Annotated in this window: 21 protein-coding genes; 3 read left to right on the forward strand and 18 right to left on the reverse strand. The window is 63.7% G+C overall.

What is annotated here, in order from left to right; all coding sequences use genetic code 11:
• Positions 1-250, reverse strand: a 250-nt coding sequence (locus RCI06_RS08825; RefSeq protein ID WP_276872509.1) for a hypothetical protein, incomplete at its 3' end; no start/stop codon positions are given.
• 455 nt (positions 251-705) lie between these two features.
• On the opposite strand from RCI06_RS08825, the gene RCI06_RS08830 reads away from it, so the two are divergent.
• From RCI06_RS08830 to deoC, 3 genes are all read left to right on the forward strand, one after another.
• Positions 706-1,557 carry a glycoside hydrolase family 25 protein gene (locus tag RCI06_RS08830; RefSeq protein WP_306575645.1) on the forward strand — a complete coding sequence of 284 codons (852 nt, stop codon included), beginning with the start codon at positions 706-708 and terminating at the stop codon, positions 1,555-1,557.
• Between the two features lie 158 nt (positions 1,558-1,715).
• Positions 1,716-2,492, forward strand: coding sequence for a DeoR/GlpR family DNA-binding transcription regulator (locus RCI06_RS08835; protein WP_306575646.1), 777 nt, complete (start codon positions 1,716-1,718; stop codon positions 2,490-2,492).
• 35 nt (positions 2,493-2,527) lie between these two features.
• Positions 2,528-3,172, forward strand: a complete 645-nt coding sequence (gene deoC, locus RCI06_RS08840) for a deoxyribose-phosphate aldolase (RefSeq protein ID WP_186895805.1) — start codon at positions 2,528-2,530, stop codon at positions 3,170-3,172.
• A gap of 78 nt (positions 3,173-3,250) precedes the next feature.
• Here the strand turns inward: deoC and RCI06_RS08845 are convergent, their stop codons facing one another.
• From RCI06_RS08845 to RCI06_RS08925, 17 genes are all read right to left on the reverse strand, one after another.
• Positions 3,251-4,195 (reverse strand): 2-hydroxyacid dehydrogenase, encoded by a 945-nt coding sequence (locus RCI06_RS08845; RefSeq protein WP_306575647.1) that lies wholly within the window; start codon positions 4,193-4,195, stop codon positions 3,251-3,253.
• 22 nt (positions 4,196-4,217) lie between these two features.
• Positions 4,218-4,886: an RraA family protein gene (locus tag RCI06_RS08850; protein WP_101552036.1), complete on the reverse strand. Its 669-nt coding sequence runs from the start codon at positions 4,884-4,886 to the stop codon at positions 4,218-4,220.
• 38 nt (positions 4,887-4,924) lie between these two features.
• Positions 4,925-5,590 carry an RraA family protein gene (locus RCI06_RS08855; protein ID WP_302823304.1) on the reverse strand — a complete coding sequence of 222 codons (666 nt, stop codon included), beginning with the start codon at positions 5,588-5,590 and terminating at the stop codon, positions 4,925-4,927.
• Between the two features lie 37 nt (positions 5,591-5,627).
• Complete coding sequence (locus tag RCI06_RS08860; protein WP_101552039.1) at positions 5,628-6,263, reverse strand: cysteine hydrolase family protein; 636 nt, start codon at positions 6,261-6,263, stop codon at positions 5,628-5,630.
• 13 nt (positions 6,264-6,276) lie between these two features.
• On the reverse strand, positions 6,277-7,452 hold the full coding sequence (locus RCI06_RS08865) for an amidohydrolase family protein (RefSeq protein ID WP_101552041.1): 1,176 nt from the start codon (positions 7,450-7,452) through the stop codon (positions 6,277-6,279).
• A gap of 13 nt (positions 7,453-7,465) precedes the next feature.
• Positions 7,466-8,050 carry an amino acid synthesis family protein gene (locus RCI06_RS08870; protein WP_288234691.1) on the reverse strand — a complete coding sequence of 195 codons (585 nt, stop codon included), beginning with the start codon at positions 8,048-8,050 and terminating at the stop codon, positions 7,466-7,468.
• 20 nt (positions 8,051-8,070) lie between these two features.
• Positions 8,071-8,661, reverse strand: a complete 591-nt coding sequence (locus tag RCI06_RS08875; protein WP_101552045.1) for an amino acid synthesis family protein — start codon at positions 8,659-8,661, stop codon at positions 8,071-8,073.
• A 33-nt stretch (positions 8,662-8,694) separates the two neighbouring features.
• The gene (locus RCI06_RS08880; RefSeq protein WP_306575649.1) at positions 8,695-9,759 is read right to left on the reverse strand and encodes an alcohol dehydrogenase; all 1,065 of its coding nucleotides are present in this window, start codon (positions 9,757-9,759) and stop codon (positions 8,695-8,697) included.
• A 30-nt stretch (positions 9,760-9,789) separates the two neighbouring features.
• Positions 9,790-10,782 carry an ABC transporter permease gene (locus RCI06_RS08885; protein ID WP_101552047.1) on the reverse strand — a complete coding sequence of 331 codons (993 nt, stop codon included), beginning with the start codon at positions 10,780-10,782 and terminating at the stop codon, positions 9,790-9,792.
• Positions 10,751-12,283, reverse strand: coding sequence for a sugar ABC transporter ATP-binding protein (locus RCI06_RS08890; protein WP_276872517.1), 1,533 nt, complete (start codon positions 12,281-12,283; stop codon positions 10,751-10,753). Before RCI06_RS08890 ends, RCI06_RS08885 begins: the two co-directional genes overlap by 32 nt.
• 177 nt (positions 12,284-12,460) lie before the next feature.
• On the reverse strand, positions 12,461-13,579 hold the full coding sequence (locus tag RCI06_RS08895; protein ID WP_306575652.1) for a sugar ABC transporter substrate-binding protein: 1,119 nt from the start codon (positions 13,577-13,579) through the stop codon (positions 12,461-12,463).
• 88 nt (positions 13,580-13,667) lie between these two features.
• Entirely contained in the window at positions 13,668-14,450 is a 783-nt protein-coding gene (locus tag RCI06_RS08900) for a 3-ketoacyl-ACP reductase (protein WP_207654192.1), read from the reverse strand.
• Positions 14,451-14,523: 73 nt separating this feature from the next.
• Entirely contained in the window at positions 14,524-15,792 is a 1,269-nt protein-coding gene (locus tag RCI06_RS08905; protein ID WP_306575655.1) for a lactate racemase domain-containing protein, read from the reverse strand.
• Between the two features lie 127 nt (positions 15,793-15,919).
• On the reverse strand, positions 15,920-17,341 hold the full coding sequence (locus tag RCI06_RS08910; RefSeq protein ID WP_101552056.1) for an L-serine ammonia-lyase, iron-sulfur-dependent, subunit alpha: 1,422 nt from the start codon (positions 17,339-17,341) through the stop codon (positions 15,920-15,922).
• Positions 17,342-17,352: 11 nt separating this feature from the next.
• The gene (locus RCI06_RS08915) at positions 17,353-18,231 is read right to left on the reverse strand and encodes an NAD(P)-dependent oxidoreductase (RefSeq protein WP_101552058.1); all 879 of its coding nucleotides are present in this window, start codon (positions 18,229-18,231) and stop codon (positions 17,353-17,355) included.
• A gap of 157 nt (positions 18,232-18,388) precedes the next feature.
• Complete coding sequence (locus RCI06_RS08920; protein WP_101552061.1) at positions 18,389-19,081, reverse strand: GntR family transcriptional regulator; 693 nt, start codon at positions 19,079-19,081, stop codon at positions 18,389-18,391.
• A 150-nt stretch (positions 19,082-19,231) separates the two neighbouring features.
• A complete protein-coding gene (locus RCI06_RS08925; RefSeq protein ID WP_172439265.1) occupies positions 19,232-19,903 on the reverse strand; it encodes a 4-carboxy-4-hydroxy-2-oxoadipate aldolase/oxaloacetate decarboxylase in 672 nt (223 codons plus the stop codon).
• Positions 19,904-20,090 lie beyond the last annotated feature (187 nt).

Here is a 20,090-nt window from a genome sequence, read left to right on the forward strand (position 1 = left end):
CGGACGGGCTTTCGCCGCTTGCGGACCCGCTCTCAGGAGGCTGCTCCCCATCCGGCTTGCTCTCCTCCGCGGGCGCGGACGGTTTTTCCGGTTCGGAAACGGTGCCGGCGGTCTCCATTCCGTCCAGACTGCCGTCCATCATTTCCGCGTAGGAAAGAACCGAAGTCGCACTGATCAACATCAAAGCTGTCAGTAACAGCGCGACCGATTTTCTCCATGTTTTTCCCCCATTGTACGCGAAAGATTTCATGTTCCGCCCCTCCTCCGACGCCTGCCGGTACTTTCTGAAGGAAGCCTTTCCAAAAGAAAAGTCCCTAATTGTTCCTATATTTTGTTACCAAATATTAATCCAATAATTGTTCCTGTTTTCCCAAATATCCTCCTAAAATCGGTTAATATAAGCACTCAATTCAATAATTTTATAAAAATTCATTAGAAATTGTTACCAATATAGTTGGATTATATCATTATTTTCCAGTTCCATCAATATGATTTTTCCAGCCCATTCTTGAAAATTCTTTTCTGTTCACAATTTTTTTATAATTCAGGTTTTTTAGTCACAAATCTTTTCAAATTTATATAAATTTATGCTTTTTGAGTCTTATGCGGATTTTCCCCCACTCCTTCCGGGAACGCTTTCCAGCACGGGGGCATAGGATATCCGGGGAAGTTTCCCCATCTGAATCCACGAGAGAAGGTCTTTCAATGACTGCTATAAATGGAATCGACGTCTCCGTCTGGCAGGGAGAAATCGACTGGGCGCGCGTAAAAGCCGGCGGCGTCGGCTTTGCAATGGTCCGCGCGGGCTACGGCCTCGCGGCCGACCCGAATTTCGCAAGAAACATGGAGGGCGCCGCCGCGCAGGGAATCCCCGTCGGAACCTACCTCTACAGCAGGGCCGTCACGACGGGCGAGGCCGAAGAGGAAGCCGCCTTTCTGTTGGAGCTGGCAAAGCCCTACCAGATCGTATACCCCGCCTCGCTTGATATGGAGAGCGCCGGACAGCATGCGCTGACCAACGACCAGCGCACCGGGCTCGCGCTTGCGTTCTGCGGCAGGGTGGCGCAGGGCGGCCTCACCCCCGGCGTCTACTCGAGCCTCTACTGGTTTGAGACGATGCTCGACCTCCCGGAGCTGAAGCCCGTCCAGCGGTGGGTGGCGGACTGGAGCAGCCAAAAGCCCTCGCTGGAGGGCGGCGTGGACCTCTGGCAGCACAGCTCGCGCGGGTTGGTGGACGGCATCTCCGGATATGTCGACCTCGACGTCTCCTTCCGCGACTACGCGGCGGAGGACGGCGGCGGGGAGGGCGAGCCCGCCCTTCCCGAGGCTCCGGCCGCCGGGACGGCTCTGCTGCTCTACGGCGTTCCGCTCTATGCGAGCGCCACGGCGCAGACACGCTCGGCCACCATCAGCGGGCGCTACTGGGTCTACGACGGGATCGCCGTGGACGGCAGGTTGCGGATCACCAACAGCGCGTCGCGCGTTGGACGCACGCCCATCGCGCAGAACGTCACGGGGTATATCGACCTCGCGGATGCGAAACCCGAAGAGGCGTAGATGTAAAAAAGGTCCCGGCCGCCTGTGCGGCCGGGACCTTTTTGATTTATTCTGATCGTTTCTAATTTTGTTGTCTTTTTGTGATCTTTTCAGATTGATTTTGTTTTTCAGAGGTGCTATACTAAGCACAATCAATCATATATAAAGCTGGGATAAAGATGTATGCATCCGAACGGGAAGAACGCATCCTGGACTACCTCGGGACGCACGGGGTCACGCCGACCGCCGTGCTGCAGGAGGTGACCGGCTCCTCGATCGCGACCGTCCGCAGGGACCTGAACGCGCTGAGCAGCCGCGGGCTGATCGTCAAGATCCACGGCGCGGCCCGGCTCAACCGGGACCGGCCCGCCGCCGAACGCCCCATAGACGACGGGCGGGAGGAGGACCCCTTCTACGGCGAAAAGGACCGGATCGCGCAAACCGCCGCGCGCCTGGTCGAAGACGGCGACGTGATCTTTATCGGCGCGGGTAAGACCTGCACCCTCCTGGCCCGCTATATCCGCGGCAAAAAGGGGCTCACCGTGGTGACCTCCAACATCGACGCGGTCGTCGAGCTGTCCAGATCGCAGGGACTTTCGATGATTCTGCTGGGCGGCGACGTGCATGTGGGAAGCAACTACATCGAAACGCTCGACGAATACACGATCGAATCCCTCCGGCGGCTCTATTTTGACAAGGTCTTCCTGACGGTGAACGGCGTCGACCTTGAATACGGCTACTCGATCAACAGCCGCCTTCAGCCGCCCCTCTACCGCCACCTGCTGGACAACTCCAGGGACTTTTACCTGCTGGCAGACCGCCACAAGTTCGGCAAGCGCGCCTTCGCCTACTTCTGCGCGATCGACCGGATCGCCAACGTCGTCACCAACCCGGAGACCGACGGCAGGTACCTCGCCTTCTACCGCAGTTCCGGCGTCAACGTCTATACCGGCTGAGCTCGCTCGCCGATTCAAAAAAACGGAGGTTTATCATGGAGAAACAGGAAATCTACAGCCACGTCGACCACACCCAGCTCAAAGCCGTCTCCACCTGGCAGGATATCCGCAAGCTCTGCGAGGAGGCGCTCGCGCACCACACCGCCTCGGTCTGCATCCCGCCCTCCTATGTCGCGCGGGCGCACGAGCATTTCCCCGCGCTCAACATCTGCACCGTCATCGGGTTCCCGCTCGGATACAACACCACCGCCGTCAAGGTCTTCGAGGCCGAGCAGGCCATCGCCGAGGGCGCCGGCGAGGTGGACATGGTGGTCAACCTGGGCGACGTGAAAAACGGCGATTACGACAAGGTCCTCGCGGAGATCGCCGCGCTGCGGCGGGCGGCCGGGGATAAGGTCCTCAAGGTGATCGTCGAGACCTGCTACCTCACCGAGGAGGAAAAAATCCGCCTCTGCGAGCTCGTCACAGAGGCGGGCGCGGACTACATCAAAACGTCCACCGGCTTCGGCACCGGCGGCGCGACCCTCCCCGACGTCCTCCTCTTCCGCGAGCACATCGGGCCCCGGGTAAAGATCAAGGCGTCGGGCGGCATCCGCACCGAGGCCGACCTGCGCCTCTTCCTGGAGAACGGCTGCGACCGGCTGGGCGCCAGCGCGGCGGTCACCGCCCTCGGCGACTGAATTCATTTCATACAGCATCAAAAAAGCGGCTCCGCAGGATTCTGCGGAGCCGCTTTTTATGGGGAGACGCCGGAAATGTCAGAGCAGGAAGAGCGGCTCTTCGCCGCGGCCGATCCGCTGCGCGTTTTCCAGGCTGAACTTGTAGACGCGGTAGTAGTTGTCGTAGGTCGCCGCGCCGATGTGCGGCGTTGTGATGAGGTTGAGCCCCTCGTCCAGCCCGAAGATCGGGTCGTCCGGCTCGAACACGTCGAACGCCGCGCCCCAGATCTTCTTTTCCCGGAGCGCCTCGAGCAGGGCCGTCTCGTCCACGATCTGGCTTCTCGCCGTGTTGATCAGGATGGCGGAATCCTTCATGCGCGCAAACTGCTCCCGGCCGATCATGCCGCGGGTGCTGTCCAGAAGCGGCGCGTGGATCGTGATGACGTCCGCCGAGGCGATCAGCTCGTCGAAGGGCACGTATTCGCATCCCAGCTTCTCCTCTTCCTCCGGGGGCATCCGGAAGACGTCGCTGTAGATGACGCGGGTGCCGAACGCCTTCACCCGCTTGATGACCTCGCGGCCGATCGTGCCGCCGCCGATCACGCCGACCGTCTTGCCGAGCAGCTCATAGCTGTCGTGCCGGTAGGTCCAGGTGTGCCACTCGCCCTTTTTGCCCAGCGGGTCGAGGGTGATGATGCGGCGGTAGAGCGCCAGCATATCCAGCACCGCGAGCTCCGCCACCGAGGAGGCGTTGAAGCCCTTGCAGATCGAGATGGGGATGCCCTTCTCCTTCGCGTAGGCGACGTCGACCATGTCGACGCCCACGCCGGTGCGCTGGATGAGGCGGAGGTTGGGGGCCTGGTCGATGATCTCCTTCGTCGTGCGGAAGGTGGTGACAAAAAAGCAGTCGGCGTCCTCGGGCGTTCCCTTTTCCCCGATGGTGGGGTTTAAAAACCGCAGCGTCACGTCGGGCGGGCACATTTCCAGGATCATCCGCTCCATGTGCTCGTTGAGCTTATCGAGATAGAGTACTCTTGTGTTCACGGAAAAACCTCCACAATTTTATTTACGCCTCTTTGGTCTGGAGATGGTGGTACCCCATGCGCGCCCGGGCCTCCCGCAGGGGGATACCCTCCTTCAGCGCCTGGCGGATGCGCTCCTCCTTCTCCTCGATCTCCCGCGCGATGGCGAGCACCTGCTCCGCGCGGTCGAAGGGGACGGCGAGGGCACCCGTCTCGTCCCCGAAGATCAGATCCCCCGGGCAGACCTTGATTCCCGCCACGGTGACCGGCTCGTTGACCGCGGCGACCTCCACCCGGTCCTTGCCGGTGACCATGTAGTAGCCCATCGTGAAGATGGGGTACCGGATCGCGCGCACGTCCTTGACATCCCGGCAGACGCCGTAGATCAGCGTGCCGGCGATCTCCTTCATCGAGGCGGCCATCGCCATGATGTCCCCCCAGACGGTGCAGTAGTCGCGGCCGCCGTTGTCGAGCACGCAGACCTGCCCCGGCTCCACGTCGTCCAGGAAGTCGCCCACCGTTCCCTTGACCTCCCCGCAGGGGACATAACGGACGGTGAACGCCTGGCCGCACATGACCACGCCCGGCGTGACCGGTTTGATCCCATAGAGCCCGCCCGGGATGCCCAGGCGGTCCAGCGCGTCCGAAATGCTGGTGGAATCCAGCTTCTTGTAGGCTTCAATGACGGCCGGGTCGAGTTTCGGTATTTGCATATGCGAACGCCCCTCTCAAATTCTCTTCATCCAGCTGATCATTTCAGCATGTTCTCATAGTTGTATTTTTTGTCGACTTCCATCATCGACATGCCCGACTTAATGTCGCAGCACATGGCCTCCTCCTTCTCGAGCAGCGTCTCCGCCTTGGCGACCACGTCCTCCAGCCGCTCCTGCGGGATGAAGACCACGCCGGTGATGTCGCCCATGACGATATCGCCGGGGCGGACCTGCACGCCGTGGAAGGAGACCATCACGTTGGTCGCCTCCTCCATCACGCGGCCGCGGGCGGTCGCGCAGATGGTGGCGCGCGCGTAGACCGGGAAGCCCATCTCGATGCACTCGTCGAGGTCGCGGCAGGCGCCGTCGATGACCACGCCGGACACGCCCTTATATTTGGCGCCCGTGCTCAGCACGCCGCCCCAGCAGTTGACGTCGATGCGCCCGCCATTGTCGATGACGATGACGTCGCCCTCCTTGGCGGCCTCGATCGCGTTGACCCCCATGTGGGTGGTCGACTTGGTGAGCCCCGCGGCGACCACCTTCATCGTGACGGCCTCGCCGATGATCTTTTCGCAGCCCTCGTACATCTTGTTGACGCCGTAGGTCGAGCCCTTGAGCCCGAGCGCGTCGAGCGCGTCGGAGACGTTGGTCGTCGAAAGCCTGTCAAGCCGCTCCCGCAGCTCCTTGGTCAATTTTCCCATCATACATCGCTCCTTTATCATTTTGCGGGGGCGCGGATCACCGGATCCGGCACTCGTCCCCCGGCTCCAGAGTATCCATCGCCGCGATCAGCTCCTCCGACGTGCACACCGTCGCGAAGTGGGTCTCGAAGTCCCACAGCTGGGACTCCTGCTCCCGCTCGCTCGTGGCGCGCACGCAGTCCTTCGGCACGAACACCTCGTAGTCGAGCTGGAAGGCGTCGGCCACCGTGCCGCGCACGCAGATGTTGGTCACCGCGCCGCCGACGATCACCTTTTCACAGCCCATATCCCGCAGCGTGAGGTCGAGGTCGGTCTGGAAGAAGCCGCTGTAGCGGCGCTTGTTGACCACATAGTCCTCCGGCAGGATGGGCAGCTCGTCGATCTGCTCGGCGCCCCAGGTGCCCTCATAGCAGGTGCCGACCCGCTTTTCCGTCACCTTGTCGTATTTGTCCATCCGGTATTTCTGGCAGATCCACACGATGGGGATCTTGTGCGCGCGGGCGGCGGCGACCAGCCGCTGGATCGGCTCCACGATCAGGTAGCCGTCCTCCAGCACCATGCGGCCGCCCGGCTTGCAGAAGTCGTTCATCATATCCACGATCAGCACCGCGCTCTTTTTGAGGTCGAGGGCCTTTTCGCGGTTGGTATAGTAGTCGCTGAAGCCTTTTCCCATCTGTCCGTCCTCCTCAGGCGTCGTTTTGGCCAGCCGGCCGGGGCGTCCGGTTTCCCGGCGGGGTGTTGCGGCTCTTGACCACCGCGACCCTTCCGTTGATGATCACATAGGTCACGCCGGGGATGTCCCCCGCCTCGATCGCGCCGAGGGCGGTGTCCGCGACCGAGCCGATCGGCGCGTCGAGACAGACGAGGTCCGCCTCCCGGCCGGGCGCGATCACGCCGGTGTTGAGCCCGAAGACGCGGGCGGTGTTGCCCGTCGCCATCGCGACGGCGACCGCCGGGGGCACGCCGCAGACGCTGCTGGCGTAGCAGACGTTGCGGAGGATGCCCAGCGGGATCATGCCGGTGCCGGAGGGCGCGTCGTTCCCGAAGATGACGCGGCCCCACTGGCCGAGCTTCCCCGCCGTCTCGAGGATGAAGTTGGTCATGCGGTAGTTGCCGCACTGGACGATCTCGACCGCCGCGTCGCTCTCCCGGATGATCCGCTCCGCCTCCGCCGTGGAGATCGAGGTGGGGCCGCCGTTGCAGTGGGAGGCGACCGTCGGCCCGGTGCGGATGACGTCGTCGGCGCTCACCGGCGAGCTGCCGGGGATCGAGGTGCCGCCCGTGTGCATCGCGACCCTGAAGCCGTACCTCTTGGCGATCTCGACGAGGGGGGCCGCGTCGGCCGGGGATTTGACCGAGCCGAGCCCGATCTCCCCGACGAGCCACACCCCCTCGCGCGCCATCTCGGCGAAGTCCGCTTCCACGAGTCCCTGCTCCAGAATCAGCGCGCCGCCGTGAATCTTCGCGCCCAGCGGCGACTGGTTCCGGAAGCACTTGGAGAGGAAGATCGCCTGCGCCTTCGCACCGGCGGCGTCCTTCGGCCGTCCGGGGAAGTGGGGCTCCCCCGCCGAAATCATCGTCGTGACCCCGCCGTGCACCTCGCTTTCGAGGAAGTCCGCCGCCTTCTGGCGGAAGGTATAGTCCCCCACGCAGGGGTGGCAGTGGGAATCGATCAGCCCGGGGGCCACCGTGACCCCCATCGCGTCGAGCACCTGCGCGTCCGGGTAGCGGGAGAGCAGCTCCGCGCCGCCTACCGCGTCGATCAGCCCGCCGCGGATGGCGACGGTGTCGCAGTCGAGGACCGGGTGCTCCCAGTCGCCGCTTACGAGGGTACCGATGTTGGTGATAATCAGATCAGGCATCTCACATTCCTCCTCAGCTCACGCCGTCCACGCCCTTGACCTGGTCGAGCAGCAGGCCGCCCACGCGCGGGAAGGGGCGGGAGCCGGTGGTCAGGCAGAGCACCACCATGATTTCATCGGGCCTTGGGCCGTCCGCGACGGAGACCTCCATCGCGTCGTAGTGGGTCCGCACCTTGACGGCCCGCTTGCTGTGCAGCGGCACGTCGACCGAGCAGCCCGCGGGACCCGCCTTTTCGGTCGACGGGATGATCGAGAGGGTGTCCCGGAGCGCCTCCCGCACCGGCCCGTCGAAGGCGATGTGGAGGAGCGCCGAGCCGTGCTCCTGCTCCCCCGCGAGCCCCGTCACCACGGCCTTGCCGTAGCTCTGGATCTCCTCCGGACCCACGCCGAGCGCCTCGAGGGCGTTTTCGACCAGCAGCCTTCCGAGCCATTCGCCGTATTCGCCGTAGAGGGAGAGGTCCTCCACCCGCTTCCCCGCGAAGAGGTTCTCCACGATCGCCACCGAGGCGCATTTGCGCAGCGGCACGGGCAGGGGTTTCCCGATCTCCGCGCGGATCTCGTCGATGATTACAACTTCCTTGCGCACATATGGTTTCATCCGATCACGCCCTTTCCGCTCTAATCGAGCCCATTCTGTCCCTTGATCCCTTCCGCCGAAACGCCGCCGATGCGCGCGTGGGGCCTGCCGCCCGTCGTGAACGCGACGGCGACGACGACCTCGTCGGCGTGGGGCGCGTCGGGGATGCGGATGGTGATCGCGTCGTAGTGGGAGCGCACGAGCATCGCGTCCTTGTGGAGCAGCGGCACGTCGAGCGTCGCGCCCGGGGCCGCGATCTTCTTGGCCGACGGGATGACCGCCTTGCCCGCCCCGAGGTAGGCGCGCATCGGCGCGCCCAGGCGCGGGTGCATCAGCGCGGCGGCGTGCTCGTGCTCGCCGTCCAGCCCGACGATGCACGCCTTGCCGAAGCTGTGGACCTCCGACGGGTCAATCCCCATCGCCTCCACCGCCTTTTGGGTCAGGTAGCCGCCCAGGTATTCCCCGTACTCCATGAGCAGGGTCAAATCCTCCTGGTAGGCACCCGCGTAGGGATTTTTGATGACCGCGGCGGCCGCGCACTTCCTGAGCGGCTTTTCCAGCTCACAGCCTCCCTCGCTGCGGATCGTCTCCCGGAAGACGACAAGTTTCCTGATGTTGGGTTCCGTTGCCATACCGAACCTCCTTTTCCGTTTCGGGTCCCGTCCTCATCCCCTGCGGGGCGTGATGGCGACCTTGATCACATGGTCCTCCTGCGCTTCAAACAGCCGGTATCCCTCGAGCGCGTCGTCGAGCGGGATCCGGTGGGTGATGAGCGGGCGGGTGTCGAGCATGCCCGCCTCGATGAGCGAGAGGGTCTTGGCGCAGGCGTTCGCGTGGACCCCGCCCGTCTTAAAGACGAGGTTCTTGCCGTACATCTCCCGCAGGGGCAGCTTCTGGGGGTCCTCCTCGTAGTGGGCCACGAGGCAGACCGTCCCGCTGCACCGCGCGAGACGCCACGCCATCTCGAAGGTGTTGCGCCCGCCCGCGACCTCGAAGACCCGGTCGGCCCCCCGCCCGTCGGTGAGGCCGCGCACGATTTCGAGCGGGTCCTCCCGGAGGGGGTTGATCGTGAGGTCGGCGAGCCCGTGCGCCTTCGCGAACTCGAGCCGCTCGTCGGACACGTCGATGACGGCGAGCCGCGCCGGGGAATAGAGCCGCGCGCACATCGCCGTGCAGAGCCCGGTGGGTCCCGCGCCGATCACCGCGACCGTCTCCGCCGGGCTGATCTCCGCGATCTCCGCGGCCCAGAACCCGGTGGCGAGCACGTCGCCGACGAGCAGCGCCGCCTCGTCCGACACCGCGTCGGGGATGTGGTTGAGGCCGTTGTCCGCGTAGGGCACGCGCACATATTCCGCCTGCCCGCCGTCGATGCGGCAGCCGAGCGCCCAGCCGCCCCCCTCCATCGAGCAGTTGTTGACGTATCCGCGGCGGCAGAAGAAGCACTCGCCGCAGAAGGTCTCGTTGTTGACGGTCACGCGGTCGCCCTTGTGGAATTTTTCGACCCCGCTTCCCGTCTCGACGACCTCCCCGACCATCTCATGGCCGAGGATGACCCCCTCCTTCGCCTTCGCGATCATGCCGTGCTTGATGTGGATGTCGCTCGAGCAGATCGCCGCGAGCGTCACCCGGACGATCGCGTCCTTCGGGTGCAGGATTGCGGGGACCGGGCGGTCCTCCAGGACCACCGAGCCCAGCTCCTTGAAGACGACCGCCTTCATGGTGTCTTTCATAAAAATCTCCCCCTTCCGCGTTGTCTGCGGTTACTTGACGATGTCCTTGCTCTTCCAGTCGGAGGAGGCGGCCACGGCGAGGATCACGACGATGCCCTTGACGAGGATCTGGACGTGGGGCGAGACGCCCATCAGGTTCAGGCCGTTGTTGAGCATCAGGATGACGAACACGCCGGTGATGGTGCGGGTGACGCTGCCCTTGCCGCCGCTGAGGGAGGTGCCGCCCATGACCACGGCGGCGATCGCGTCGAGCGACATGCCCTGGCCCTGGGAATGGGTGCCCGCGCCCAGACGCGCGCTCATCAGCACGCCCGCGAGCCCGGTGCAGGCGCCCGCTACGGTAAAGGCGATCATCTTATATTTGCGGGTCGGCAGGCCGCACAGCCCGGCCACCCGCTCGTTGCTGCCCATGGCGTACAGCGACCGGCCGTACTTGGTCTTGGTCGTGAGGACGACCATGAAGATGAGGATCACGGCCGCGAAAATCGCCAGCGTCGGCAGGAAGCCGACGCTTCCGGACCCCAGCTTCTTAAACTGGACGAACATGGTGTTCTGGGCGATGCCGCCCGATACGATCAGCGCGATGCCGCGGCAGATGGTCGAGGTGCCGTAGGTGACCAGGAAGGAGGGCAGACGCACATAGGAGACCAGAAAGCCCATGAACACGCCGAACACCAGCCCGATCCCCGTGCCCAGCAGCACGCTCAGCCAGCCGCCGCCGTCCTGGACGATGTTGGCCAGCATGACCGCCGAGACGCCGGCCAGGCTGAGCAGGCCGTCGGACGAGATGTCGATGCTTCCGATCAGGATGACCCCGACCAGGCCGAACGATACGATAAACAGCGGGCCGCCCTGGCGCAGGATGTTCATCAGGTTATCCAGCGAAATAAAGCGGGGGTTCATGATGGTAAAAAAGATTACGCAGACAACCAGCGCCGCCGGCGCGATGATCAGGGAATAGTCGATCTCCCGGCGGGCGGCCGGCGCGGTCTTATGCGATGTAGCGGATGATGTCCCTTTCATTCGGTTTAACCTCCTTCTGGCAGTCAATTTCGCCGGTGACGGCGCCGCGTCTCATGGTGACGATGCGGTTGCACAGCCCGATCAGCTCCGGCATTTCGTCGGATACCACTAGAATGGAAATTCCTTCGTTGGCAAGTTCGCGCATCAGCCGGTAAATTTCCTGCTTCGCGCCGACGTCGATGCCTCTCGTGGGCTGTTCCATCAGCAGAATCCGGGGTTTCAGGCTCAGCCAGCGCGCCAAAATGACCTTCTGCTGGTTGCCTCCCGATAGATTCATGATTTTTGTCCTGCCGGATGGGGTTTTGATTTTCAGCCGGCTAATATAATCATCCACGCCTTGCTGTTCCCGGCGCTGGTCGATAAAGCCAAGCGCCCTGGTAAAACTGTCTAGGTTGGCGATGGTCGTATTCGTGATTACGGATAAGACGCCCAAAATCCCTTCATTGCGCCGGTCGCTGGGCAGATAGCCGATCCCCGCCTTTACCGCCAGGGCAATGCTGTTGCCCAGCTGGCTGCCGTCGGCGGCGGTGATCGTCCCCTTCTCCACCGGAGAGTCCCCAAAGATGATTTTGGAGAGGTCCTCCTTGCCGCATCCCATCAGCCCCGCGATCCCCAGTATCTCCCCCTTGCGCAGGCTGAAGCTGACGTCCTTTACTTCCTTGTTGGTAACGCCCTCCAGCCGCAGGACCACCTCGTCCTCCGGCACGCGCAGCTCCTGCGCGAAGAAGAAGTCGGTGGAGAATTCGCGTCCCACCATCATTTCCTGCAGAATCCGGATATCCACATCCCTGGTCATGACATCGCCCACGTTGGAGCCGTCCTTCATGACGGCCACGCGGTCGGTGTATTCCACGATCTCCTCCAGATGGTGCGAAATAAAGATAAACGCGGCCTGTTCCCGGAGGGAGTTGATGATGGCGAACAGGTTTTCCACCTCGCTGGGCGAGAGCACGGCCGTGGGCTCGTCGAGGATCACGATGACCTGCCGGTCGGTGTGCAGCGCCGTATAGAGCACCCGGGCGATCTCCACCATCTGCCGCTGGGAAAAGCTCAGCCTGCTCAAGCGGGTCCTCGGGTCGAGGTTCGCCAGCCCGACCTTCTCCAAAACCATCTTCGATTCGCGATACATCTCGCTCCAGTGCAAAAAGCCCGCCGTCTGCAAATGTTCCTCGTGCCCGAGGAAGATGTTCTCCGCCACCGAAAGGTTGGGAAAGAGCGCCTGCTCCTGGAACACCATCCCGATCCCCTTTTCATAGGCCTCGATCGGCTTGGTCAGGTTCAGTTCCTCCCCGTGGCACAGGATCGTCCCGGCGTCTCGTTTTTCAATCCCCATCAGTACGCGCATCAGGGTGCTCTTGCCGGCGCCGTTTTCCCCGATCAGCCCCAGGACTTCGCCGGGATAGAGCTCCAGCGAAACCCCCTTGAGCGCCTGGACGCCGGCAAAACTTTTCCGGATGCCGCGCATGGACAGGATGCTCTGCCTGTCGTCGGTCTGTTGCATACTTGCTACGCTCCTCCCGCTATAGATGGGAAGCCGGGCAGTCCGCCCGGCACAGCCCGCCGTGGGGCTGCGCACAGCAGCGTTGGCTTCCGATGTCGTGATCTGCGGGCAGGCATACCCTGCGGACGCGGGGTATGCCTGCCGCAACAGAGAATCTTTTGATGCCGGCGTTTCCGTTTATGCCGGATGTTTGACCTTGCTGTCGGCGGTCCAGTCGCGGCCGGCGGCTTTCGAGCCATACCACAGGTCGTAGTACTCGTCGACATTTTCCGGAGTCACGACCGGCGGATCCCAGATCGCGTGTTTGTTTTCGTCGGTGACCGGGCGGATGCCCTCGGTCAGGTAGTCATAGCCGAAACAGACGGCGCGGGCCTGCATGCCGGGGGCGTCGCCGCTGAGGCTGACGCAGGTGTTGCCCTTCTTCATGTGGTCGAGGAAATCCTGCAGGCAGTCCAGGCCGCTGATCTTGACCTGTCCCAGCTTGCCGACGCCGTCGAGGATCTCGATGACGCCCATGGCCATATCGTCGTTGGCGCACCATACGCCGTCAATCTGATCGCCGTACTTGATGTACATGTCCTCAAACACCGGGGCGGCCGCGAAACGGTCGAAATCGCCGGGCTGGGACTCCAGCAGGGTGATGCCCGGATACTCCTTCATGGCGTCCAGCAGGCCCTCATGGCGGCGGACCGCGGTGGTGTTGCCGGCAGGTCCGTCGATGGCGATGATGCCGCCCTCGCCGCCCATCGCCTCAAAGAGGTACTCGGCCTCGGTCTTGCCCTCCTGGTAGAGGTCGGTCAGCAGGTGGGCCAGATGGTACTCGTAGGCGGTGAAATCCATCCCCTCGGGGTAGTCGAAGAGGGTGATGAAGGGGACCTTGGCGTTTTCACACAGATCGCAGAGCGCCGGCACGATCGACGGGCTCATCGGCATGATGATGACGAGGTCGGGCTGGTAGGTGACCAGTCCGGACTCCAGGTCGGCGACCTGCTTCTGCTCGTTGTTCTCGGCGGAGAGGGTCACATACTCCATGCCGAGCTGGGCGGCGGCTTCTTTTCCGCCCCGGTCGAGCTCAACGTAGTACTGGTTATCCATTCCCTTGGTGCTGTTGAGCACGACGAACTTCTCGGCGGCGGGCTCTTCAGCCGGGGCCGCGGGCTCCGCGGCCGGGGCTTCCGACGCGGGGGCGGCGGGTTCCGGCGTGGCCGCCGGGGCGGGCTCGGAACCGCAGCCGGCAAGCATCGTCAGGACCAGCACCGTCGCGAGTAGCATGCTGAGCAGTCTGTTTCTTTTCATTTTTTGCGCCTCCTCTTCATAGCTCCATGCGCCGCATGGAGGGCTGTTGTGTGCGGGACGTCCGCGCCGCGGGCGCCCCGGCGGATATTCAGTCGATCCATTTCATGTGGAAGCCGCCGTCGACGTCGATGGCGGAGCCGGTCGTGTAGGGCAGGTAGCCCTTGCAGATCGCGGAGACGGCCTTCGCGCAGTCCTCGCCGGTCCCCCAGCGGCGCAGCGGATGCAGGCCGTCGGCGATCAGCTTGTCGAAATGCTCCTTGACCGGCAGGGTCATGTCGCTGAGGATGTTGCCCGGGCGGATCTCATAGACGTTGATGCCGTAGTCGGCCAGCGCGAAGGCGAGCAGTTTGGTCAGCATCGCGATGGCGGCCTTGGACATGCAGTATTCGCCCCGCATGACCGAGAGGGTGTACGCCGAAATGGACGACATGTTGATGATCACCGGCTTGGGCGCGGGGTCCCCCGCCTCCACCTGTTTGATCATCTGCTTGGCGGCCAGCTGCCCCAGGAAGAGGTAGCCCTTGAGGTTGATGCCGAACACCCGGTCGAGGCTCTCCTCGGTCACATCGAGGATGTTCGTGCGCACCAGGGAGCCGACCCCGGCGTTGTTGACGAGCACGTCGATCCGTCCGAACCGTTCGAGCGTCCTGTCGATCAGGTTCCTGCGGTCCTCCTCCCTGGAAACATCGGCCTGCACATAGAGGAATTCCGGACTCGCGTCCGCGATCTCCTTCATATGCCCTTCCGCCCGGGCGGGGTCCATGGTCCCGCATCCGACGATCGCATAGCCGTCCTTTGCCAGCTGGAGAGCGACCGCGTTCCCGATGCCCCGGGTAGCGCCTGTGATGACTGCAACTTTTTCCGTTCGCAAATACATCTCCCCTTTCGTCAATTCCTGCATGGGATTCTTTATTGTCGGGCCCGTCTGGGCCGGAACGACCGGTTCAAAAGAGGTTGCCCTCCCCGTCGAAGGAGAGCTCCTCCGGTTCCCCCAGCACCTCGACGCGCGGGTTGGCCGCCGCGTCGGGGAGCATCGCCTCGGAGATGAAGATTTCGCTCAGATGCAGGGTGTCCCGCAACCGCACCATACGGATGCGCGCCTTGTCAAACCCCGGCGCCGTCTTGATCGCCGCCTGGATCGCCAGTTTGTGGCTGTCCATGACCAGCGGCATCCGGACCGCCTGGGTGAGGGTCGCCGTGATCGCGTTGGGGTAGGTGACCTCCGGATCGAACCGCTCGAGCAGCCGCCGGGTGGTCACGTCCGCCACGCCGATGCCGTTGGCGTTGCCGTGGGTCTCGTCGGTGAGGTCGAGGACGGCCAGCTTGCCCGGCCGCGGCGGCCCGCTCGCGTAGCCCGTGGCGAAGCAGCCGGTGATATGCGGGTCCATCCCGAGGCCGCTGATGTTCTTGCCCATCCGGTCGACCACCAGCACGTCGACGTTGGGAAGAAGGATTCCCGGCATGAGCGCCTTGGCCCGCAAAAGCAGCGCCGGTTCCCGCTTTGCGATCTCTTCCGGGGGCAGCGCCGTGACCTCGCAGGTCTGGTCGTAGGCGTTTTCGAGGATGGCGACGCCGAAGAGCACCTTCGCGTCGCGGAGGATCGCCCGCCCGTATTTTTCGATGTTCGCCGCCATGTTGGCGTAGCCCTCCTGGTGGCAGACCTCCGCGCCCGCCTGTTTTGCAAGGCCGATGGCGAGCATCTTCATGAGCCCGCTCTCGTAGGGGCCGGTAAAGGAGGTGTGGGGCTTGACGCGGTTGACGGCCACGATCCCGTCCGCCGCCGCGGCGCGCGCGTCGATCTGCACCGGGCGGCTGTCGGGCGTGCGCCCGATTTCCCGGACCTCCATCGAAGACTCGACCGGACAGCCCAGGTAATCCTCGGTGATTCCGAGGCTGCGCAGCACGTCGAGCTGCCCCTCGGCCGTCGCGCCGCCGTGGCTGCCCATCGCCGGCACGACGAAGGGGGCCGCGCCCGCCTCCCGCAGGGCTTCCGTGATCGTGCGGAGAATGAGGGCGATGTTCGCGATCCCCCGGCTCCCGGCGGTGACGGCGACGCGCATGCCCGGCTTCACGCCGCGCAGGACGCCGCTCCCGCGGAGGGTCTCCCGCACCGCGCCGCCGACGTCCGTGAGGCGCGCGCCGTCGAATTCCTGTCGGACCCGGACCATCCGGGGGATCGGCATGCCGCCGACCAGCCTGTTCACGACGCCCATCCCGTCACCTTCCCTTCCGCGCGGGCCAATTCCAGATATTTGATCTCTTTGCAAATATTGTATAATTTGGATCGACAAAATGTCGACATATTTAGACAGGCTTCGCCCGCAAAAATCTTCCGCCGGGTCACTGGTCGATCAGCACGATGTTCAGCTCCTCCGCAATCTCCCGCGCGCGCTCCACGCTGGGGCTGGCGTCCCGCAGCACCAGCCGGGCGCCGCCGCGGTTGAGGGAATCCACCATGGAATTCTGCTTTTCCGCCTCGATCGTCACCCGCTGGACCGACGGCTCGTCGACCTCGAGGATTTCCACCTCGATCCCGCGCCGCCGCACCTCCGCCAGGATCTCCCTGTAGGCGTCCGCGTCGCTCGTGCCCGCCCCGTCGACCGCGGCCATCAGGATGCCCGGCACGTTGATCGCCCGCCGGGCGAAGAGCTCGGAATAGAGCTCGATCTTTACCTTTTTGATCCGCCCCTCCGACAGGAAGTGCGCGATCCTCCCGCAGTTGGTCGGGGAACCGACCCCCTGGCTGCTGCCGCCGACGACCGCTTCCGCGAACGGCTTGGTGATCGGGTTGGCGCGGCGCGCGAGCTCGCGGCTCTCAGCGGCCGCACGGACGATCAGCTCCTCCTGCCGCAGCTTCTCCGCCTCCCGCACGGCCGGGTCGATGTACGCCTCCACCCGCTCGTCGTGCTTGAAGAAGGGCTCCATGTATTCGATCGTCACCGGGACGACGTGCTTCGCGGAGGCCAGATGGCACTGCGCCGCCATGGCGATCATCACGTCCACCGGGACGGTCGAGGGGATCGAGGTGTGCATCGCGAGCTGGCTTGCCAGGCGTGCGATGAGGATGCCGCCGCCGATGTGGGTGGCGCACAGCCCGGGCACGAGCACCCGCGGGGTGCAGGGCACGCTGATCGTCGGGGAGATCGCGAGCACGACCGCCCGCTCCATCTGAGCGGGGGTTCCCCCGGCCAGCTCGACGAAGGCGGCCGCCGAGGCCGCCGCGCCCGCGCCGATCCCCTCCATGTTGCAGCCGGTCGTCCGCTTGCCCACCCGGAAGATGCCGCCGATCTTGAGGATGACCGCCATGACCCGCGTGATCAGGTCCTTGTCGGTATAGAACTCCTTCACCGCCTTGACGAACCCGGTGTAGGGGCAGGCGTCGCCCGTGCCGGCGCAGGGGCACAGCCCGATCGTGTGGTTCCCCACCTGCGCCGCAAGGGTGTATGTAACGATCCGGTCGACGAACGGATCCCCGGCGATCTTCGCACCGTCCTCCGCCGCGAGGTCCTGCCCCACCGCGCCGAGCAGGAAGCTCCTGCCCGTCGTGGCACCGATCCCGGCGGCGCAGAGGTTGTGCGCGAACGCCTCCTCCATGCTCGCCGCGACCTGCTCGCCGGTGAGGCCGGTGCTGTCCACCGCCTCCCGCAAAATCACTTCTCCGACGCTCATCCGGGTCTCCTCCGCCACGCGGATGCACTCCCCCAGCGTCATATGCCCATAGTCGTAGTCCAATTCCCGTGCGGTCTCCGCAACCGGTTTCATGCCGTCTCCCCCTATCTGACCTCGGTGTCCATCAGCTCTTCCCAGATTTTTAAGAGCGAGGTGATGTCCTGCCTGCCGAATCCTTTGGCCCGCGCCGCCTCAAACATCTGCACCGCCGTGCTCCCCATCGGGATCGGCATCGAGAGCTGTTTTGCCGTTTCGACGGCGAGCCCCAGGTCCTTGTATTCCAAATCCACCGCGAAGCCGCCCTCGAAGGACCTCTTTTTGATGAAGTTGGGGATCTTGTTTTCAATGATGAAGCTGCGCCCCGAGCTCTCCCGGATGATCTCGTACATCGTGTCGAGCCCGAGCCCGATCTTCGCGCCGAGCACCAGCGCCTCAGCGGCGGCCGCCATGTTGCAGCCGAGCAGGTAGTTGTTGACCATCTTGACGCCCGAGCCGGCGCCGACCGGCCCGATGTGGCAGATCTTCCTGCCGATCGTCTCGAAGAGCGGGCGCATCCGCAGGAACGCCTGGTCCGGGCCGCCCGCCATGACGGTCAGCGTTCCGGCGGCCGCGCCGCCGACCCCGCCGCTCACCGGGCAGTCCATGTAGGTGATCCCACGCGCCGCGGCCATCTCGGAAAATTTCCGCGCCGATTCGGGCGCGATGCTGCTCAGGTCGGCGATGACCGACGCGCCGATCGACTCCCGCCCGAGGATTTCCTCGAGCACCGACCGGACGATCGCCGCATTTGGCAGCGAGCAGAAAAGCACCTCGGTATCCGCGGCGGCCTCCCCCGCCGTCGGGCAGATGCGCGCGCCCGCCGCTTCCGCCTCGCCCGCGGCGCGCGGGGAGAGGTCAAAGGCGCACAGCTCGTGCCCCGCGCCCAGCAGCCGCTTCGCAATGGGCAGCCCCATGGCGCCCAGTCCGATCATTCCGATCCTCATCGAAAAGCCCCCTTGTAAAAAAATATCCCCACCAGGTTCATTCCGGTCCAGTCCCACTCCGCTCCCCGGATACCGGGGAGGGCGCGGGACGCCTTTTGAAACTGATGAGGAAGCAGATCGGCGGCGGCGCGTTTGATTCGGGACGCGCCGCGCGCCGCTATTCGCTTTCCAGCCGCCTGGCCGGGAGGGAGCGGGCCTTTTTGATCGGGAACGGCTCCGAATACTCCTTGATGGTCCGGTCGCGGACCTCGTTGAGATGCTGGAAAAGATACCGTTCGGCGCTTGCTTCATCCCGCTGCTTCAACGCCCGGATAATGTTCAGGTGCTTCTTTTTGGAAGCGTTGAAGTGCTCGGGGTCCCGCGCGGAAATGCGGTTCACAATCGCGAACTGCGCCGTAAGCATGTCGTAGAACTTTTCCAGCCTGCTGTTGCCCCCATACGCAATAATCGACGTGTGCAGCAGATGATTTGCGTCATAATACTGTTGGGGGTCGGAGTTTTCGTTCAGATCCAAAAAGGCCTGTTCCAGTCGGTCCAGCATCTCCTCATCAAAGTACCGGCAGGCGGTGTGCAGGGCATGCAGCTCGAACATGATCCGCAGCTCGAAGATCTCCTCGAGGTCCCGCTGCGTGATATCGGTGACAAAGGTTCCCCTTCCCGGGAAATGGGACACCAGTCCCTCCGCCTCCATCCGTTTGAGCGCCTCGCGCACCGGAGAACGGCTCAGGCCCAGCGCCTCGCCGATCTCCACCTCCGCAATCGGGGACCCGAGTGGGAATTCCCCCGATAAAATCCCGCTGTAAAGGTAATCGTACGCCCGTCCGGCCGCTCCTGTCGATCTGTCTGCCATGTTTATTCCCTCCAATGTAACTTGCGCTCATAGATGATCCATGCGAAGACAAGCACCTTAAAGTATTATTATACTATAAATCTTCACACTGTACAATCTGATCATACACTGGAACGAAACATTTTCGACAAATCGTATGCAGAAAAGCCCTTATTCTTCCACACAGTGCAGCGAGTCGAACACCCTCTGGTACCCGTAGATGTCAAAGAGCGATTCCCCCGCGCGGAGCCGGTCCATAACGGCCGCCTCCTTGGCCGTCCGTTCCTCGGCGAGCCGCAGGATGTCCGGCGCCTCCTCCAGCGGGACCACCACGACGCCGTCCGCATCCCCGACGATGAGGTCGCCCGGCCGGACGATCTCGCCGCCGATGCAGATGGGGTGGTTGATCGTGCCGAGCGTCGCCTTGGCGGTCCCGCGCACGCAGAGCCCGGCGGAAAAGACGGGGAAGCCCATCCGGATGATCTCGCGGCTGTCGCGTACGGTACAGGACACCACCAGGCCGGCAGCGCCGCGCGCCATGCACTCCACCGCCAGCACCTCGCCGAACGGCCCCGAAGCGACCGCCGAGCCCATGTCCGCGACGATGACGTCGCCGGGGCCAGCCATGCTGACCGCCTTGACAAGCATCAGGTTGTCGCCCGTGTGGCAGCGCACGGTGAGCGCGCGGCCGCAGACGGTCATATCCGCCGCGAGCGGTTTGATTGCGGGATCGAGCGCGCCCCTGCGGCCCATTGCCTCATGGACGGTCGCGGCCGCCTGTCCCTCGTATGCGCGCAGCAGCGCGGGATCGCAGCGCGGGACGTCCCTTCTGATGTGCGTCAATTGATACCCCACCCTTCTCGGTATTCTCTTCGTCGTCATAGCGTATAAATTATGTCGACAATCTACTATGAATATAGCACACAAAATATCCCGTGTCAAGGGAATTCATTTTGGCAATATGCACATAAATTCGGTCGGATTCTCTCTGTTGACACGGTTCTATTTTTTCGCGGCAAGACGTAAAAAG

Origin of the sequence: Anaerotruncus massiliensis (ex Togo et al. 2026), assembly GCF_030825285.1 — a bacterium.
GTDB classification, from domain to species: Bacteria; Bacillota; Clostridia; order Oscillospirales; family Ruminococcaceae; genus Anaerotruncus; species Anaerotruncus massiliensis.

Bases quoted from the DNA above. Each gene is read 5' to 3' on its own strand.
- RCI06_RS08830 (WP_306575645.1), top strand. From the start codon at position 706: ATGACTGCTATAAATGGAATCGACGTCTCCGTCTGGCAGGGAGAAATC.
- RCI06_RS08835 (WP_306575646.1), top strand. From the start codon at position 1,716: ATGTATGCATCCGAACGGGAAGAACGCATCCTGGACTACCTCGGGACG.
- deoC (WP_186895805.1), top strand. From the start codon at position 2,528: ATGGAGAAACAGGAAATCTACAGCCACGTCGACCACACCCAGCTCAAA.
- RCI06_RS08850 (WP_101552036.1), bottom strand. From the start codon at position 4,886: ATGCAAATACCGAAACTCGACCCGGCCGTCATTGAAGCCTACAAGAAG.
- RCI06_RS08855 (WP_302823304.1), bottom strand. From the start codon at position 5,590: ATGGGAAAATTGACCAAGGAGCTGCGGGAGCGGCTTGACAGGCTTTCG.
- RCI06_RS08860 (WP_101552039.1), bottom strand. From the start codon at position 6,263: ATGGGAAAAGGCTTCAGCGACTACTATACCAACCGCGAAAAGGCCCTC.
- RCI06_RS08865 (WP_101552041.1), bottom strand. From the start codon at position 7,452: ATGCCTGATCTGATTATCACCAACATCGGTACCCTCGTAAGCGGCGAC.
- RCI06_RS08870 (WP_288234691.1), bottom strand. From the start codon at position 8,050: ATGAAACCATATGTGCGCAAGGAAGTTGTAATCATCGACGAGATCCGC.
- RCI06_RS08875 (WP_101552045.1), bottom strand. From the start codon at position 8,661: ATGGCAACGGAACCCAACATCAGGAAACTTGTCGTCTTCCGGGAGACG.
- RCI06_RS08880 (WP_306575649.1), bottom strand. From the start codon at position 9,759: ATGAAAGACACCATGAAGGCGGTCGTCTTCAAGGAGCTGGGCTCGGTG.
- RCI06_RS08885 (WP_101552047.1), bottom strand. From the start codon at position 10,782: ATGAAAGGGACATCATCCGCTACATCGCATAAGACCGCGCCGGCCGCC.
- RCI06_RS08890 (WP_276872517.1), bottom strand. From the start codon at position 12,283: ATGCAACAGACCGACGACAGGCAGAGCATCCTGTCCATGCGCGGCATC.
- RCI06_RS08895 (WP_306575652.1), bottom strand. From the start codon at position 13,579: ATGAAAAGAAACAGACTGCTCAGCATGCTACTCGCGACGGTGCTGGTC.
- RCI06_RS08905 (WP_306575655.1), bottom strand. From the start codon at position 15,792: ATGGGCGTCGTGAACAGGCTGGTCGGCGGCATGCCGATCCCCCGGATG.
- RCI06_RS08910 (WP_101552056.1), bottom strand. From the start codon at position 17,341: ATGAAACCGGTTGCGGAGACCGCACGGGAATTGGACTACGACTATGGG.
- RCI06_RS08915 (WP_101552058.1), bottom strand. From the start codon at position 18,231: ATGAGGATCGGAATGATCGGACTGGGCGCCATGGGGCTGCCCATTGCG.
- RCI06_RS08920 (WP_101552061.1), bottom strand. From the start codon at position 19,081: ATGGCAGACAGATCGACAGGAGCGGCCGGACGGGCGTACGATTACCTT.